We start from the raw sequence: 14,236 nt of genomic DNA on the forward strand, positions 1-14,236 counted from the left end.
GCCAATAGGTCTTTGGTCAGCTCATCCTTGTCGGTGAAGAACAGGCCGTGAGGCGCGCCTTCGTACACTTTCAGGGTGGCACCGGCTACCATTTTTGCCGTGCGCTCGCCGCTTACGGGGAAGGGCACCGTCTGGTCCTTATCGCCGTGGATGACGAGCGTGGGCACGGTGATTTTCTTCAGGTCGTCGCGAAAGTCGGTACCCGAGAACGAGGTTACGCAGTCGTCGGTGGCGTTGGGAGCGGCCAGCGTGGTTACGGTCTGGTTCCAGTTCAGCACGGCCTGGCTCACGGGGTGGCTGATGAGGCTCTGGCCGTAGAAGTCCTTGGCGAAGCTTTCGAGGAAGGCAAAACGGTCCTTTTTGATGCCTTCGTGCATGCCATCAAACACCTTTTGCGGTACGCCGTCGGGGTTGTCGGTGGTTTGCAGCATGTAGGGCGTCACGGCGCTCACAAAGGCTACGCGGGCAATGCGCTGCTGGCCGTAGTTGCCAATGTAGCGGGCAATTTCGCCGCCGCCCATCGAGAAGCCCACCAGCGTCACGCCAGTCAGGTCGAGCTCGGTGAGCAGGGCGTTGAGGTCAGAAGCCAGGGTGTCGTAGTCGTAGCCGCCCCAGGGGCGCGACGAGCGGCCGAACCCGCGCCGGTCGTAGGCGATAACGCGGTAGCCGGCTTGGGCCAGCGCTACGGCCTGATGTTCCCACATCGTATGGTCGAGCGGCCAGCCGTGGATGAGCACCACCGGCGCACCCTGGCCCCAGTCTTCGTAGAAAATATTGACCGGATGCCCGCCCGTGTCGTTGCCTGCCTTAATATGAGCCATCGCGCGAAAGAAGAGTTGAGGTTAATTAATCTCTTCTCTTACTGCTGCAATGGGTCAGGGTTGTGCAATGCCCGGGTTTTGTTAGGTAGACACAGATATTGTAAGCGCAACAGCAAGGATAGGGCAGTTCTTACTTGGCTGCATCAAGTTCAGCGTCTTCAATGCCTCATTACATTTTCTATCATCAATCAATGGGAAAAGCAATTAGTTGGCCATTCCAGTCGTGTACCTCAAGGGTAGTAATTGCGTCAATTGGTTTGTAGACTAGCTGCCGGATATTCTTTCTGAGGCCCTCAAGCGATGCTGACTCATATTCGACTTCCAGGCCGGAAGCGTAGCAGATGGTGCAGGTGTATCTCTTATCCAGGGCCTTTTGCTCGTGCAATAATTGCTGAGTATGCGCCAGCTTCAGTTCCTTTTGGGCTTGCAGGAAATCCATCTTGCCAACTGAGAGTACGATATCGTTTCGCAGTAGGACGTGAGCGATTTCAGCTAGATATTCATCGTTCAGCGCCTGACCGAATGAACTGTATTGGTCCGTTAGTTTAGCCAACCAGCCAGGGTCATTGGTCTTTATATAATTGCTGAAATACTCGTCGTATAATTCGGAATGCCTTTCAGAATAGCCACTGATAAGGTCGTTGTCCGGTTCCAGCGTGGCTATGTGGTAGCCGTTGATTGTGGCCCAGATGGGAGAGCAAGGAATCGCCTCAAACCAAATGTCAATGGCAACCGCATCATTCCGGGACTCAAAGTGAAACTCATAGGCCAGCTGGCTTTCAGCAAAAGGCGGAAACCCGTACGATTGCAGGAATGCAAAACGAGTCTCAACGCTTTGCCTGACGTGGTCGAGTAAACCGGTTGCAGCCATGGTCGCTGTTGGGTTTAGGGTAAGCTGTAGCGAATGCTGTTACGCTAGAACCGCCGAGGTTTCGGTTTCCTTGCGCTCGCCGATTTGCTGGCGCCACATGGCGTAGTACAGGCCTTTTTGGGCCAGCAGTTCGGTGTGGCCGCCCTGCTCGGCAATGTGGCCGCGCTCGAGCACGAAAATGCGGTCGGCGTGCAGGATGGTGCTGAGGCGGTGGGCAATGAGGATGGTCATGTGCTGGCGCGAACCCGATAACTCGCGCACCGTTTTGCCGATTTCCTCCTCCGTCAGCGAGTCGAGGGCCGAGGTGGCTTCGTCGAACACCATGAGCGTGGGCTTGCGCAGCAGGGCGCGGGCAATGCTGAGGCGCTGCTTCTCGCCGCCGGATACCTTCACGCCGCCCTCGCCAATCACGGTGTCGAGGCCAAGCGGAGCGCGGGCCAGCAGCGTGTCGGCCGCGGCCTGGTGCAGGGCGTGCAGGCATTCGTCGTCGGTGGCGTGCGGGGCCACGAAGCGCAGGTTCTCGCGGATGGTGCCAGCGAACAGCTGGGTGTCTTGGGTCACGAAGCCGATTTGCTCACGCAACTCGTCGAGGTCGATTTCTGACCCCGGGATGCCGTTGTATTGAATCTCGCCCGAGAGGGGAGGGTAGAGGCCCACCAGCAGCTTCACGAGCGTGGTTTTGCCCGAGCCCGATGGGCCGACGAAGGCAATAGTCTCGCCGAGCTTCACCCCAAAGGAAATGTTGGTCAGCGCCTGGCCCTTGGCCGTGAGGTGCTGGAAGCTGACGTGGTCGAAGGCCAGGTTTTCGATGTGAGCGACCGACTTGGGGTGCAGGGGCTTCACGTCCTTGGGCGTGTCGAGAATTGTCTGGAAGTTGCCCAGCGAAATCTCGGTTTCGCGGTACACGCCGATGATGTTGCCCAGTTCCTGCAAAGGGCCGAAAATGGAGAACGAGTAAATGAAGAACGAGAAAAACTCGCCCAGACTGATATGATTCTGCACCCGTAGGTACAGGAGCAGCAGCACGATGATATTACGCAGCAGGTTCACGAAGGTGCCCTGCACGAAGCTCAGCGAGCGCAGGTAGCGCACCTTGCGCAGTTCCAGCTTCAGGATTTTGCTGGTGGTGGCGTTCAGGCGCTCGGTTTCCTGCTGGGCCAGCCCCAGGCTTTTGATGAGCTCGATGTTGCGCAGGCTTTCGGTAGTAGAGCCGGCCAGGGCCGTGGTTTCGGCCACAATAGTCTTTTGAATAACCTTAATGCGCTTGCTCAGGAAAAAGCTCAGAATGCCCAGCAGCGGAATGGTGAGGAAGTAGCCCAACGCAATGGGCCAGTACACCGTGATGGCGTACCACATCACGAAAATGATGCCCACCACCGCCGTAAACAGCACGTTCACGAAGCTCTGAATCAGCTTTTCTGCATCGATGCGCACCTTCTGGAGCTTGCCCAGGGTCTCGCCCGAGCGCTGGTCTTCGAATACCTGATAGGGCAGTTCCAGCGAGTGGCGCAGGCCGTCGGAGTACATTTTGGCCCCCAGCCGCTGGGTGATGACGTTGACGTAGTAGTCCTGAAAGTTCTTGGCGATGCGCGACACCATGGCCACCCCCAGCATGATGGAAAGTAGCGGAATGGCTTCGCGGAAAAAAGGCCAGAACGGCACTTGCCGAAGTTGATGCAGGGTAAGCTCGGGGTACTTGGCGGCGAAAAAGTCGACCAGTTTGCGAAAGAAATACGGGTCGAGCAGCGAGAACACCTGGTTGATGGTGGCCAGCCCGAGGGCCAGCACCAGCAGCGGCCAGTAGTTGCGCAGGTAGCTATAAAGGATTTTCATGGGGAGAACACACAGGTAACCCAACCGGGCCGGCCTGAAGGCAAGCAACCTGACCGGGCAGCAATGGTTTGGGATGAAAACCGGCCAACGGCCGGAGAAGGGAAAGGGTTAAACCGACCGCACTTCGGTGCGACTGCGCAGCACCAGCACCACTACCAGCAGCACCAACGATACAATGGCCGGCACACCATTGGCCAGGCCGCCGGGGATTTTGGTGGCGTGCATAAACACCGCCCCCAGCATGATGATGATAAGGCCAATGGCGGCGAGGCGCACCGTGCGCGGTATTAGCAGCCCGATGCCGCCCAGCAGCTCGGCCACGCCGATGAAGCCACCAAACCAGCCGGGGAGGCCCAACTGGCCAAACATGGTCATGGTGCCGTCGAGGTTCAGGAGTTTTTTGCTGCCACCATAAATAAAGAAGGCGGCCAGCAGGGCCTGTAAAATCCAGGCGATGATGTTGCGTACGGAAGGGCTCATAGCGAAAGGGAAGGGGTTGAGAATGAGTTGAGGCCACCAAGGTAGCGCGTCGCTGCCTGCACACCTGCCCCTGGCAGACGCGTAGCTGAGGCAAATACTTTACCGGCGCCCGCACCTGCTGCATCCGGGCTGCTACGGAGGGAAAATACCGGCTGGCTCGGATTGCCCAGCCTGGTACTATCCGGCTTCTTTGCGGCGGCGATAGTGCGGCTTTTTGGTCGGCTGCTGCCGGAGCCGGGTATCGTGGTGGAGAGCCGGTTCCTGCGTCTGTCGGCTTCTGCCTGCTCCGGGACGGGGTAGGTAGGGGCCGGCTTTCGGGCACTGGCACTGCCTGTTATTAAGGCCTAAGATTAATGGTAGGTAACATATCAGTATTTACCTCTAGCAGAACCCGTAGTTATCCAGCTTAGAAATCGAATGAGTATCACTAAATTCGTGTTATAGATAATTATTAATAGACAACTAGCCGATGGGTAGCCATCAAATCTGCTCTCATTAAACGTCTGTCGAATTCATTCAGCCCTGGTTATGACAACAGTATTCCACGAACTATTGCCTGAGAGTTACCTCATTATCCTGGCGCCGGGCACGGATGGCCCCTCCGAAGTAGCGCTGGCCGACCAGCTGCATTGCGCCGAGCGCAGCGGCAAGCCCGAAGTGTGGGTCGATTGCGGCATGCTGAATGAATTGTCGGGCGAAGCGGCCCACCTGCTGTGGGACGCGCATTACCACCTGCAAGAGCATTATGGGCGGCTGGTGCTGGTGCATGTGGCCGAGCCGGTGAAGAAAGCCCTGCTGGCCCAGCACCTTGGCCCCACGCCGCGCATTGTGCCCACGCTGCTCGATGCGGCCCGGCAGGTGCCGACCACGCTGCGGGCCGAAGCACGGGCGCGGCGTGTGGTGCGGCATTAAGCAGCGTGGGGCTGGCCTGATTAGCCTTCGGCGTTGGCGATGCTGGCGCTGGTGTGGCCGTTGCTGCCGTTGCCGCCGTTGAGCAGGAACTCGCGCAGGCGGTTGATGTGCTTGGTAATTTCCTCGAGCCGCTCGGCCTGTTGCACCGAGTACAAGCCCTCACCCCGCATGGCCATGCTGCCGAGCAAGTTTTTGCGCTCCTCCATCATGCGCAGTGCTACCCATAGCGTTTCCTCCAGGGTTTCCTGCGAGCTGCTTAGCAGCACATCCGCAGTGAAGGCGTGGCCCGTGTGGCAGCGAAACCGCAACACCTTTCCTTCGTTCACTTCCCATAGGTTGCCCCCGCAGTCGGGGCAGGTAAGGGCGACTTGATGCCCAATGCTATTGACTTCTTCGATTTTTCCCACAACTCTTTCCGCAATGGCGGCCTCCAGTTTTAGGTCCTCGGGTATCGTAACTGGATGATTCGAGGGGCTGCCGATGAGTTCATCCAGCAGCTGACCCATCTGGCCGAGCGGCACAACGTAATCGATGGCCACGTTTTGCAGCGCGCTTTGGGGCATGCTGGGGAATTCGGCTTCGGCCGGGTCCTGAACGATGGCAATGCCGCCGCAGCGCTTGATGAATTCCAGACCGGCGGTGCCGTCGTGTAGCATGCCGGTGAGCACAATGCCCACCGTGCGCTCGCCGAAGGCCACGGCGGCCGACCGGAACAAGGCATCGACGGACGGGCGGTAATGGTTTTCGCGGGGGCCTTTGGTTACGAGCAGCTGGGCGCGGCCCTGGTCTTTGGCCAGCAGGTGGCGGTCGGGCGGGGCCAGGTACAAGGTGCCGGCTTCGATGGACTCACCATCAGTGGCCAGGCGGCAGGGCAGAGCCGTGTGGCGGGCCAGCCGGGACACGAGGTGTTGGCCGTCGGAATCGGGCGCAAAGTGCTGCACCACCAGCACGGCGGCCGGTAGGGTAGCGGGCAGCTGGGCCACGAATTGCACCAGGGCAGGCATACCCCCGGCCGAAGTGCCCACAACAATTAAATGAGAAGGAACAGACATGAATAGCGCGTAAGCGAAGGCAACGGTTTTCCTACGATTATTAGGAATGAAAAGATAAAAAACGGGTGGGATTTACGGTAAATTTGCCTGGCGCGGCACCGGCCGCTACAGCGCCGGCATGTTGCCCGGGCCGCTTGCTGCTGCCTTTTGCCCCCCATGACTGAGCCAACCCTCCTGCCACCTGCTAACGAGCCGGGCCTGACCCTTACGCCGGCCGCCGACCTGCCGCGTGACGGCGATACCCCCCGCACGCCCGCTTTCCGGCGCGAAGCAGCCCGACTGGGCGGCCCCACCACCCCGTTTCCGCTGGTGGCGCTGGGAGGGTCGGCGGGTTCGCTGGTGGCCTTCGAGCAGTTTTTTCGGGCCATGCCGCCGGGCAATGGCATGGCCTTCGTGGTCATCACCCACCTTTCGCCGGACCAGGGCTCGGAACTGGCACAGGTGCTGCAGCACTTCACGCCTATGCCGGTGCAGGAGGCTACCGACGGCCTGCACGTGCGCCGCGAGCACGTGTATGTGATTCCGCCCAACCGCGACATGAGCATTCTGCACGGGTCGCTGCTGCTGTTTGCGCCTACCCAGCCGCTGGGCCGCCGCCTGCCCATCGATTTCTTCTTCCAGAGCCTGGCCAAGGATGCCCGCGAGCGCGCGGTGTGCATCATCTGCTCGGGGCTGGGGGGCGATGGCACGCTGGGGCTGAAGATGGTGATGGAGAACTTCGGGATGGTGATGGTGCAGGACCCCATCACGGCCGAGTTCGACGCCATGCCGCGCTCGGCGCTGGCCACCGAGTTTGTAGACTACGTGCTGCCGGCCAGCGAGCTGCCGGCCCGCCTGCTGGAGTACGTGCGCCACCCGCCGCACCGGCCCCGGCGCGACGAGGACAAGAGCGGCCAGACCAAGCCGGCCCACGCCCTGCAGAAGATTTTTCACCTCATCCGGGCCCAAACGGGGCACGACTTCTCTTTCTACAAGCGCAACACGGTATTCAGGCGCATCGAGCGGCGCATGAATGCCCATCAGATTGTGGACTTCACGCACTACGTGCGGTTTCTGCAGCAAACCCCGGCCGAAGTCACGGCCTTGTTCAAGGAGTTGCTGATTGGGGTGACGAAGTTTTTTCGGGACCGCGAGGCGTTCGAGCAGCTGCAGGCGCGGCTGCTGCCCCTGCTGCGCCTGAAGCCCGACGGCAGTACCGTGCGGGTGTGGGCCCCGGGCTGCTCGACGGGCGAAGAGGCGTATAGCCTGGCCATTGTCCTGCTCGAAGCCCTCGACGGCGTGGAGCGCACCAAGCACCTGAGCGTGCAAATTTTTGCCACCGACATCAACCCCGATGCCATCGACGCGGCCCGAACCGGCGAGTACACCAACAGCCTGGTGCCCGACGTGAGCCCCGAGCGCCTGCGTCGCTTCTTCGTGAAAACCGAAGCGGGCTACCGCGTGAAAAAGGAAGTGCGCGACGCCGTGGTGTTTGCCGTGCACGACCTGAACAAGGACGCGCCCTTCACCAAGCTCGACCTGCTGGTGTGCCGCAACCTGCTCATTTACCTAAGCGCCGAACTGCAGAAAAACCTGATTCCGATTTTTCATTACGCCCTGAACCCGGGCGGGCTGCTGCTGTTAGGGCCAAGCGAAAACCTCACCGGCTTTCAGGACCTGTTTCAGACCCTGGACGTAAAGTGGAAGCTCTCGCGCCGCACCGAGCAGGCGTCGTCCATCGCGCGGCTGGCCAATTTTTCGTTTTCATTGGGCCGGCACCCGCTCTCGGCCCTGCCTGCTTCTTCTTCTCCCGGCCCCATGCAGCCTGCTAATTCCCCCAAAGAAGGCCCGTTTGCCGCGCTGGTGCAGCGCCTGCTGCTGCGCCACTCACCCCGCCCGCCGTGGTGATAAACCCCAAAGGCGATATCCTATACGTGAACGGCCGCACCGGCCGCTTCCTGGAGCCGGCCCCCGGGCTGGGGGGCATGAACGTGTTCGACATGGCCCGCGAGGAGCTCAACTACGAGCTGAGCGGGGCCGTGCACAAGGCCCAGACCACCAGCGAGCCCGTGGTGATGGACAACGTGAAGCTGCGCGTCGAGGCCGGGATGCAGCTGCTGCGCCTCACGGTGAAGCCGCTGGTGAACGAAGGCGAGTCCTTGGCCGGCCTGCTGCTGGTGGTGTTTGAAGAGCAGCCCACGCCCCGCAAGCTGCGCCAGAACAAGGCGCCCACCGCGCCCGATGCCCAGGTGCAGGCCCTGGAGAAGGAGCTGCAATACACCAAGCACCGCCTCCAAACCACCATCGAGGAGATGGAAAGCAGCCTGGAGGAGCTCAAGAGCACCAACGAGGAGCTGCAAAGCGCCAACGAGGAGCTGCAAAGCACCAACGAGGAGGCCATGACCAACAAGGAGGAAATGCAGAGCCTGAACGAGGAGCTGATGACCCTGAACATGCAGTACCTGAGCAAAACCGAGGAGCTGAGCCAGGCCGCCAACGACATGAAGAACCTGCTCGATGCGACGGAAATTGCCACCATCTTCCTCGACCACGACCTGGTAATCAAGCGCTTCACGCCGCCGGTGCACCGCATTGTGCCGCTGCTGCCCTCCGACGTGGGCCGGCCCATCACGCACTTTGCCAGCTCGCTGCGCTACGACAACCTGGCGCAGGACCTGCGCCAGGTACTCGACCGCCTCACGCCCATCGAAGCCAACATCCAGACTACCCAGGGCGAGTGGTACGCCATGCGCGTGCTGCCCTACCGCACCCTCGACAACTACATCAGCGGGGCCGTCATCACCTTCACCGACATCACGGCCCTCAAAACCCTGGAGGCCCAGACCCAGGAAAGCAACCGCTTCGCCGAAAGCATTGTGGAAAGCATGCGCGAGCCGTTGCTGGTGCTCGATGCCGACCAGCGCGTGCTGGCCATCAGCGGGGCGTTTGCCCAGCTGTTTGGGCTGGATGCCGCGGCCATCAAGGGCCAATCGCTGCGCGAGCTCGACGGCGGCGCCTGGCGGCAGCCCGCCCTGCGCCTGCGCCTGCAGGAGGCCCTGGAAAACCCCGACCAGCCCTTCGAAGACTTCGCCTACTCGGCCGATTTCCCCGGCGCCGGGCCGCGCCGCCTGCGCCTCTACGGGCGGGCCCTCGTCAGCCACGGGGCCCAAACGGGGCGGCTGCTGCTGGGCGTGGAAAACAAAACGGCGGGCTAGCGCCGCCGGGGCCAGCTAGGACCGGAAATACACCGTGAATGTAGAGCCCACGCCCAGCTCGCTTTGTACCTCGATGCGGCCCCGGGCATTCTCCAACATTTTCTTCACCATGTAGAGGCCCACACCCGAGCCCTCGACGTGGGAGTGGTAGCGCTGAAACAGCCCGAACAGCGGCCGCTCGGGCGTAAGGGCCAGGCCCAGGCCATTGTCCTGCACGGCCAGCACCCAATAGGGCATTTCGAGGTAGCAGCGCAGGTGCACTACCGGCACCCGGCCGGGATGGTGGTACTTGAGGGCGTTGCTGAGCAGGTTGTAGACCACCGAGCGCAGGTTTTTCTCGGCGAAGGGAAACGTGGGGAAGCCCTCTAGGGCCACCAGTACCTGCGCGCCCAAGGCGTCAATCTGGGGCGAGAGGTCGAGGCGCACGTCGCGGATAACGTCGGCCAGCAGCACCGGGGCCAGTGCCTGGCCCGTCTCCTGCTGCAGGTGGCCAATGTCGCCGAGGTGGGTGATGGTTTGCAGGAAGCGGTCGGCCGAGCTTTGCATCAGGTCCAGGAGGTGGGCCGACTTGCCCACCAGGCTAGCTGGGGGTAACTCGTCGCGCAGGGCGTGCAGCAGGCCGGTGAGGTTGGTGATGGGGCCGCGCAGGTCGTGCGAGGCCGCGTACACAAACGTCGACAGGTCGACGTTGGCGTGGGCGAGCTGTTGGTTGGAGTCGTCGAGCTCGTCGATGGAGGCCCCCAACTCCACGTTGGTTTCGGCTAGGGCCTCGTTGGCAGCATACAGCTTGTGGTTGACGGCGGTGAGCTGCTGATTGAGTCCCTGCACCTGTTGGCGGGCTTCCACTTCCTGGGTTATGTCCGTTACCAGGGAATAGAAGCCGGCCACGCGGCCGGCCTGCACGTCGGGCACAAAGCTGGTGCGGATGTGCTTCACAAAGTCGGTGCGGTAGGGCATGCGCGCTTCGAAATCAACTCGCTCGCCGGCCAGCGCCCGCTCGAAGTGCGGCAGCACGCCCAGGTAAGCGGCCTCGCCCACCACCTCGCGCACCAGCTGGCCCTGCAGCGCCGCCACCGGCTGCCCAAACCAGGCTTCGTAAGCGAAGTTGTTGAAGCGGTAGCGGTGCTCATGGTCGACGTAGCTGATGAGGACGGGCAGCGCATCGGTGAGCAGGCGCAGCTGCTTGGCGGTGGCCTCGCTGGCCTGGCGGGCCCGCACCTGCGCGCTCACCTCGAAGGCAAACACCAGCACCCCATCAATGCGCCCGTGCTCGTCGTGCCGCGCCTGGTACGTGAAATCGAAGTACCGGTCTTCGAGGGCGCCCCCTTCGGTGGTGTGATAGGAAACCAGCAGGCCGTACTCGCGGCAGGTGAGGCCCGTTTCGTACACCTGGCGCAGCATGCCGAGCACCGGGTGGTTGGCCAGCTCCGGCAGGGCCACCAGTAGGGCCTGGCCTAGCAGGGGACGGCCGGGCAGCAGCGCCTGGTAGCCGGGGTTCACCAGCTCGAACACCAGCGCCGGCCCAGCCAGGATGCAAATGGCGGCCGGCGCGGCCGTGAAGAGCCGCTCCAGGCGCACGCGGTGGCGCTCGGCGTCGGCGCGGGCGGCGTGGGCGGCCTCGGTGCGCTCGGTCACGCGGGCATCCAGGGTTCGGTTGAGCAGCTCAAGCTGTTTTTGGGTGCGCCGCAACTCGGAGTTGTGGGCGTGCAGCTCGGCGTTGGCGGCGAGCAGCGACCCATTGGCATGGGCCAATTGCTGGTTCAGGGCCTGCACCTGCTGGCGGGCCTGCACCTGCTCGCTCACCTCGGTGGCCACCACCGTTACGCCGCTGATGGCGCCGTTGGCCTCGCGCAGCGGGTGGTACACGAAGTTCCAATGCACGGTGTCGCGGAGCCCGGCCCGGTCGATGAACGAGGGCAGCTCGTGCGCCACGTAGGGTACCCCCGTGGCCATCACTCCATCCAGCAGCTCTTCGAAGCCCTGGCCGGCGGCCTCGGGCAGCAGCTCGAACAGGGGCGTGCCCAGGGTTTGGGGCAGGGTGCGGCCCCAGAGGCCGCACACAGCCGGATTGGCCAGCTCGACGACGTAGCGCGGCCCCCGAAACACGGCAATGGCCACCGGGGCCTGCTCGACCAGCGCCCGGAATCCCTCCTGCTGCGCTTCGTGCTGCCGGCGGGCCCGCACCTGCTCGCTTACCTCGTAGGCAAAGGTGGAGATGCCCACGATTTCGCCCTGCTCGCGGTAGGCCTGGTAGGTGAAGGTGAAAAACAACTCCTGCGGTGCGCCCCCGTCGGGGGCTGCCATCAGCAGGGGCTGCTCGTGGCCGAAGTAGGTTTCGCCGGTGCGGTACACGGCGTCGAGCCGGGCCACAAAGCCGCCGCCCACGGCTTCGGGCAGGGCCTCGGCCACGGGACGGCCCAGCAGGGTGCGGTCGGCAAAGAGCTGCTGGTAGGCCGCGTTCACGTATGCGTAGCGGTGCTCGGGCCCGTGCTGCACGCAAATAGCGGCTGGCGTGTGGGCAAATACCTGTTCGAACACCTCGCGGGCCCGGGCTTCGGCGGGCGTCTCGGCCACGTGAGCGGGCCCAGCCGGTTGGAGGAGCCACGGGGGGAGGTTGGCGGGCATGGCGGCGGAAAGAGGGCTGCGTACGACCGGCAGATGGGCAACGACGCCGGCCTTCAGGGGCGGCGGTTCGGGAAAGGTACAACCGCAAGAGTAAGGAATGCTCTGCTCTTGATTGAAAGATATTTGCGCGGCAGAACCGCCGCCGCTCGCAGTCCGCCGTGCGCTCGGTTGTAGGCCTGCCCGAGCTGCTACACTGCCAGCAGCTCGGGTAGGTCGAAGGGTATCATGGCCTGGCTCTGGTGAATGAGGTGATAGAACTCCATGGTCCTGAGGAATGGGCACCAGGAACAAAGACAGGCTGCTGGTTGAGTTGAACGGTAGCAGCGCCTGAAAATGTACGATGCGTATGACAGAAGGGTGGCCGGGTTCGCGCACGCTGGTCAGCTTCCGCCGCGGCCCTTGTTTTCTCTCTTCTCCCAATACCTTTTACGTGCAGCGTTACGCGCCGGGCCATGCGCTTTTTCCGGTAAGCGATACAGGCCGCCGGGGCCCGGGCAAACTGGCTTGGCTACTTCCGCATGTTAGCCGTGCAACGCCGCCGGGTGGCTTCTTGGCAAGTGCCCGTCACGATAACTGATGCAGAACAAAGAGCACTCCGTTGCCTGCCTGCTGCGTAGCTGCTGCCGGCTTTAAGCCGATGCCTCCGCTTCGTCGAGGGCGCGGCGCACGTCGGCCCAGGTGAGCTCCCCGGCAATGTAGCGGGCACAAAGCTGCTCGGTTTCGGGCGTGACTGTGGTTTTGAGCTTGGGCAGCGCCTCCCGAAGCTGGTGCAGGACGTAGGCGCGCTGCTGTGGGGTTTGGGCGCAGGGTCCGAAGCGGGAATCGTGAGCCATGACGAGGGGTAGAAAGGGTAGCGCCAACCAATAGCCAGGAAGGATAACGCCGCTGCAAATTTCCGACAGGTAGTTACATTTCGCTACGGGCTAAATACGGATTTTGACCTCCGTGCGCGCCGTTTGGGCCGTTACAAATACTGAGTTTAGGGCGAGCTACCGTTCCCAATGCGCGGCTCACCCTATCTTCCGCCGCTATTTGGCTAGAGATGCTTAGAGCCGTTTCGGAGTCAGTGGATGTAGGGGCGGGGTCGTACCCGGTAGGGCTTGCCCCCGCCCGGACGTTGATGCCCGTTGACCGGTTCCGTTCAACGACGGGCGGGGGCAAGCCCTACCGGGTACGACCCCGCCCCTACATCGTTTAGCCTGTACCCTAACTACGAAACCACTATAATGCTGCCTGCCGCGCTTTGCAGGCCTCCTGTTACCCGCGCCGGCCCGAGCGAGAGGAATAGATAAAACTAAATATAACTCTGGTAGTTATGTCCGCAATTCTACCCACTGCTGCTGCTGAACACTTCTATCATAACTTACCGGCCCGACTTGCACATCGTATTCCTGCGCTGGCAGCAGCCCGGTACCCTGGCCGAAGTACAGCACTCGTACCGCGCCACCCTGGCCCTGGCCCTGCAGCACGACTGCGGCAACTGGCTGCTCGACTCGCGCCGCTGCGGCCCCATCCGGGCCGAAGAAACCGTCTGGCTCAGCCACACGTTTTTTCCGGAAGCCGTGGCCCAGCTGTCCCCGCGTCCGTTGCGGCTGGGCGTGTTCAGCTCCTTGCAGCGCATGGAGCAAATGCGCACCGACACGGCTATAATCCCCGCCGTGCGGGCCGCGCTGGCCGCCACGCAGCCCTACGAGGCGGGCATTTTCATTACCGAGGCCGAAGCCGTGGCTTGGCTGCAGGCGCCGGCGGTGTAGGCCGCGGCCCCTGCCCATGGGGCCGGGACTGGGCCGGGCCAATATATTTGTGGCCTACCCGGGCTTAGCCCTTCGCCGCCCCCCGTCATGCCCGATACTGCCTTTCCCGACTACGTTTACCGGCCCGACCTCGACCTTTTCACGGTGCGCTGGCCCACCCACGAGCGCACTGCCACTGCCCCGGGCGACTACGAAGCACTGCTGCTGCTGCCCGAAGCCCGGCGCACCCACCGCTGGCTGTTTGATGTGCGCCGCCGGCCCTATACCACCGCCGCGGCCGCCCGCTGGGTGGTCCGGGACTGGCTGCCCCGCGCCGGGGCCCTCACGCCGGCCCCCCTGCGCCTGGCCTTCCTGGTGGCCCCCGAGCGCGCCGAAGACCTGGCAACCGACTCGCCGCTGCGCACCGAGGTGCAGCCCTCCACGATGCCCGGGCAGCCCTACATCCTGCACGCCTTCACCGACGAGGGCGCGGCCGTGCGCTGGCTGCTGGCCTAAGCTGGCGGGCCGGATAGGTGCCCCGACCTGTAAGAGGCAAAATGGCCCGGCTTGCGGCCGGGGCAGCACCTTTTGAGACCAGTTTGGCTGCTGCTGCAGCCGCCGAGGACGCAACAGGTGCCGCCCCAGCAGCTATTGCGGCCCGCGCACCACCAACAGCGCCCTCGAAGGCACCTATTCGGGCCAACGTGGCCGCTAT

At 62.7% G+C, this 14,236-nt stretch carries 12 protein-coding genes; 5 read left to right on the plus strand and 7 right to left on the minus strand.

Features of this window, described 5'->3' with window-relative positions; all coding sequences use genetic code 11:
• From ABD837_RS06970 to ABD837_RS06985, 4 genes are all read right to left on the minus strand, one after another.
• A partial coding sequence (locus ABD837_RS06970) for an alpha/beta fold hydrolase (protein ID WP_345052079.1) occupies nt 1-821 on the minus strand: 821 nt, incomplete at its 3' end.
• A gap of 184 nt (nt 822-1,005) precedes the next feature.
• Complete coding sequence (locus ABD837_RS06975; protein WP_345052081.1) at nt 1,006-1,692, minus strand: hypothetical protein; 687 nt, start codon at nt 1,690-1,692, stop codon at nt 1,006-1,008.
• 39 nt (nt 1,693-1,731) lie between these two features.
• Nucleotides 1,732-3,525, minus strand: coding sequence for an ABC transporter ATP-binding protein (locus tag ABD837_RS06980; protein WP_345052084.1), 1,794 nt, complete (start codon nt 3,523-3,525; stop codon nt 1,732-1,734).
• Nucleotides 3,526-3,633: 108 nt separating this feature from the next.
• Nucleotides 3,634-4,005: a DoxX family protein gene (locus ABD837_RS06985; protein WP_345052086.1), complete on the minus strand. Its 372-nt coding sequence runs from the start codon at nt 4,003-4,005 to the stop codon at nt 3,634-3,636.
• Between the two features lie 528 nt (nt 4,006-4,533).
• On the opposite strand from ABD837_RS06985, the gene ABD837_RS06990 reads away from it, so the two are divergent.
• Nucleotides 4,534-4,917: a hypothetical protein gene (locus tag ABD837_RS06990; RefSeq protein WP_345052088.1), complete on the plus strand. Its 384-nt coding sequence runs from the start codon at nt 4,534-4,536 to the stop codon at nt 4,915-4,917.
• 20 nt (nt 4,918-4,937) lie between these two features.
• Here the strand turns inward: ABD837_RS06990 and ABD837_RS06995 are convergent, their stop codons facing one another.
• Nucleotides 4,938-5,969 carry a chemotaxis protein CheB gene (locus tag ABD837_RS06995; protein ID WP_345052090.1) on the minus strand — a complete coding sequence of 344 codons (1,032 nt, stop codon included), beginning with the start codon at nt 5,967-5,969 and terminating at the stop codon, nt 4,938-4,940.
• A gap of 156 nt (nt 5,970-6,125) precedes the next feature.
• Here ABD837_RS06995 and ABD837_RS07000 point away from each other — a divergent pair, with 156 nt between their 5' ends.
• Entirely contained in the window at nt 6,126-7,856 is a 1,731-nt protein-coding gene (locus ABD837_RS07000) for a CheR family methyltransferase (RefSeq protein ID WP_345052092.1), read from the plus strand.
• Entirely contained in the window at nt 7,853-9,163 is a 1,311-nt protein-coding gene (locus ABD837_RS07005; RefSeq protein WP_345052095.1) for a PAS domain-containing protein, read from the plus strand. The genes ABD837_RS07000 and ABD837_RS07005 overlap by 4 nt, the downstream gene beginning before the upstream one ends.
• A 15-nt stretch (nt 9,164-9,178) precedes the next feature.
• Here the strand turns inward: ABD837_RS07005 and ABD837_RS07010 are convergent, their stop codons facing one another.
• Both ABD837_RS07010 and ABD837_RS07015 read right to left on the minus strand, forming a co-directional pair.
• Nucleotides 9,179-11,788 carry a PAS domain-containing sensor histidine kinase gene (locus ABD837_RS07010; RefSeq protein WP_345052098.1) on the minus strand — a complete coding sequence of 870 codons (2,610 nt, stop codon included), beginning with the start codon at nt 11,786-11,788 and terminating at the stop codon, nt 9,179-9,181.
• Nucleotides 11,789-12,417: 629 nt separating this feature from the next.
• On the minus strand, nt 12,418-12,621 hold the full coding sequence (locus ABD837_RS07015; protein ID WP_345052101.1) for a hypothetical protein: 204 nt from the start codon (nt 12,619-12,621) through the stop codon (nt 12,418-12,420).
• Between the two features lie 543 nt (nt 12,622-13,164).
• On the opposite strand from ABD837_RS07015, the gene ABD837_RS07020 reads away from it, so the two are divergent.
• Nucleotides 13,165-13,542, plus strand: a complete 378-nt coding sequence (locus ABD837_RS07020) for a hypothetical protein (RefSeq protein WP_345052104.1) — start codon at nt 13,165-13,167, stop codon at nt 13,540-13,542.
• A gap of 87 nt (nt 13,543-13,629) precedes the next feature.
• Complete coding sequence (locus tag ABD837_RS07025; RefSeq protein WP_345052106.1) at nt 13,630-14,037, plus strand: hypothetical protein; 408 nt, start codon at nt 13,630-13,632, stop codon at nt 14,035-14,037.
• Nucleotides 14,038-14,236 lie beyond the last annotated feature (199 nt).

This window comes from Hymenobacter glaciei (assembly GCF_039539585.1).
Lineage (GTDB): Bacteria > Bacteroidota > Bacteroidia > Cytophagales > Hymenobacteraceae > Hymenobacter > Hymenobacter glaciei.

What these genes read in the sequence shown, in the direction of transcription:
- ABD837_RS06975 (WP_345052081.1), bottom strand. Translation starts at nt 1,692, where the DNA reads ATGGCTGCAACCGGTTTACTCGACCACGTCAGGCAAAGCGTTGAGACT.
- ABD837_RS06980 (WP_345052084.1), bottom strand. Translation starts at nt 3,525, where the DNA reads ATGAAAATCCTTTATAGCTACCTGCGCAACTACTGGCCGCTGCTGGTG.
- ABD837_RS06985 (WP_345052086.1), bottom strand. Translation starts at nt 4,005, where the DNA reads ATGAGCCCTTCCGTACGCAACATCATCGCCTGGATTTTACAGGCCCTG.
- ABD837_RS06990 (WP_345052088.1), top strand. Translation starts at nt 4,534, where the DNA reads ATGACAACAGTATTCCACGAACTATTGCCTGAGAGTTACCTCATTATC.
- ABD837_RS06995 (WP_345052090.1), bottom strand. Translation starts at nt 5,969, where the DNA reads ATGTCTGTTCCTTCTCATTTAATTGTTGTGGGCACTTCGGCCGGGGGT.
- ABD837_RS07000 (WP_345052092.1), top strand. Translation starts at nt 6,126, where the DNA reads ATGACTGAGCCAACCCTCCTGCCACCTGCTAACGAGCCGGGCCTGACC.
- ABD837_RS07010 (WP_345052098.1), bottom strand. Translation starts at nt 11,788, where the DNA reads ATGCCCGCCAACCTCCCCCCGTGGCTCCTCCAACCGGCTGGGCCCGCT.
- ABD837_RS07015 (WP_345052101.1), bottom strand. Translation starts at nt 12,621, where the DNA reads ATGGCTCACGATTCCCGCTTCGGACCCTGCGCCCAAACCCCACAGCAG.
- ABD837_RS07025 (WP_345052106.1), top strand. Translation starts at nt 13,630, where the DNA reads ATGCCCGATACTGCCTTTCCCGACTACGTTTACCGGCCCGACCTCGAC.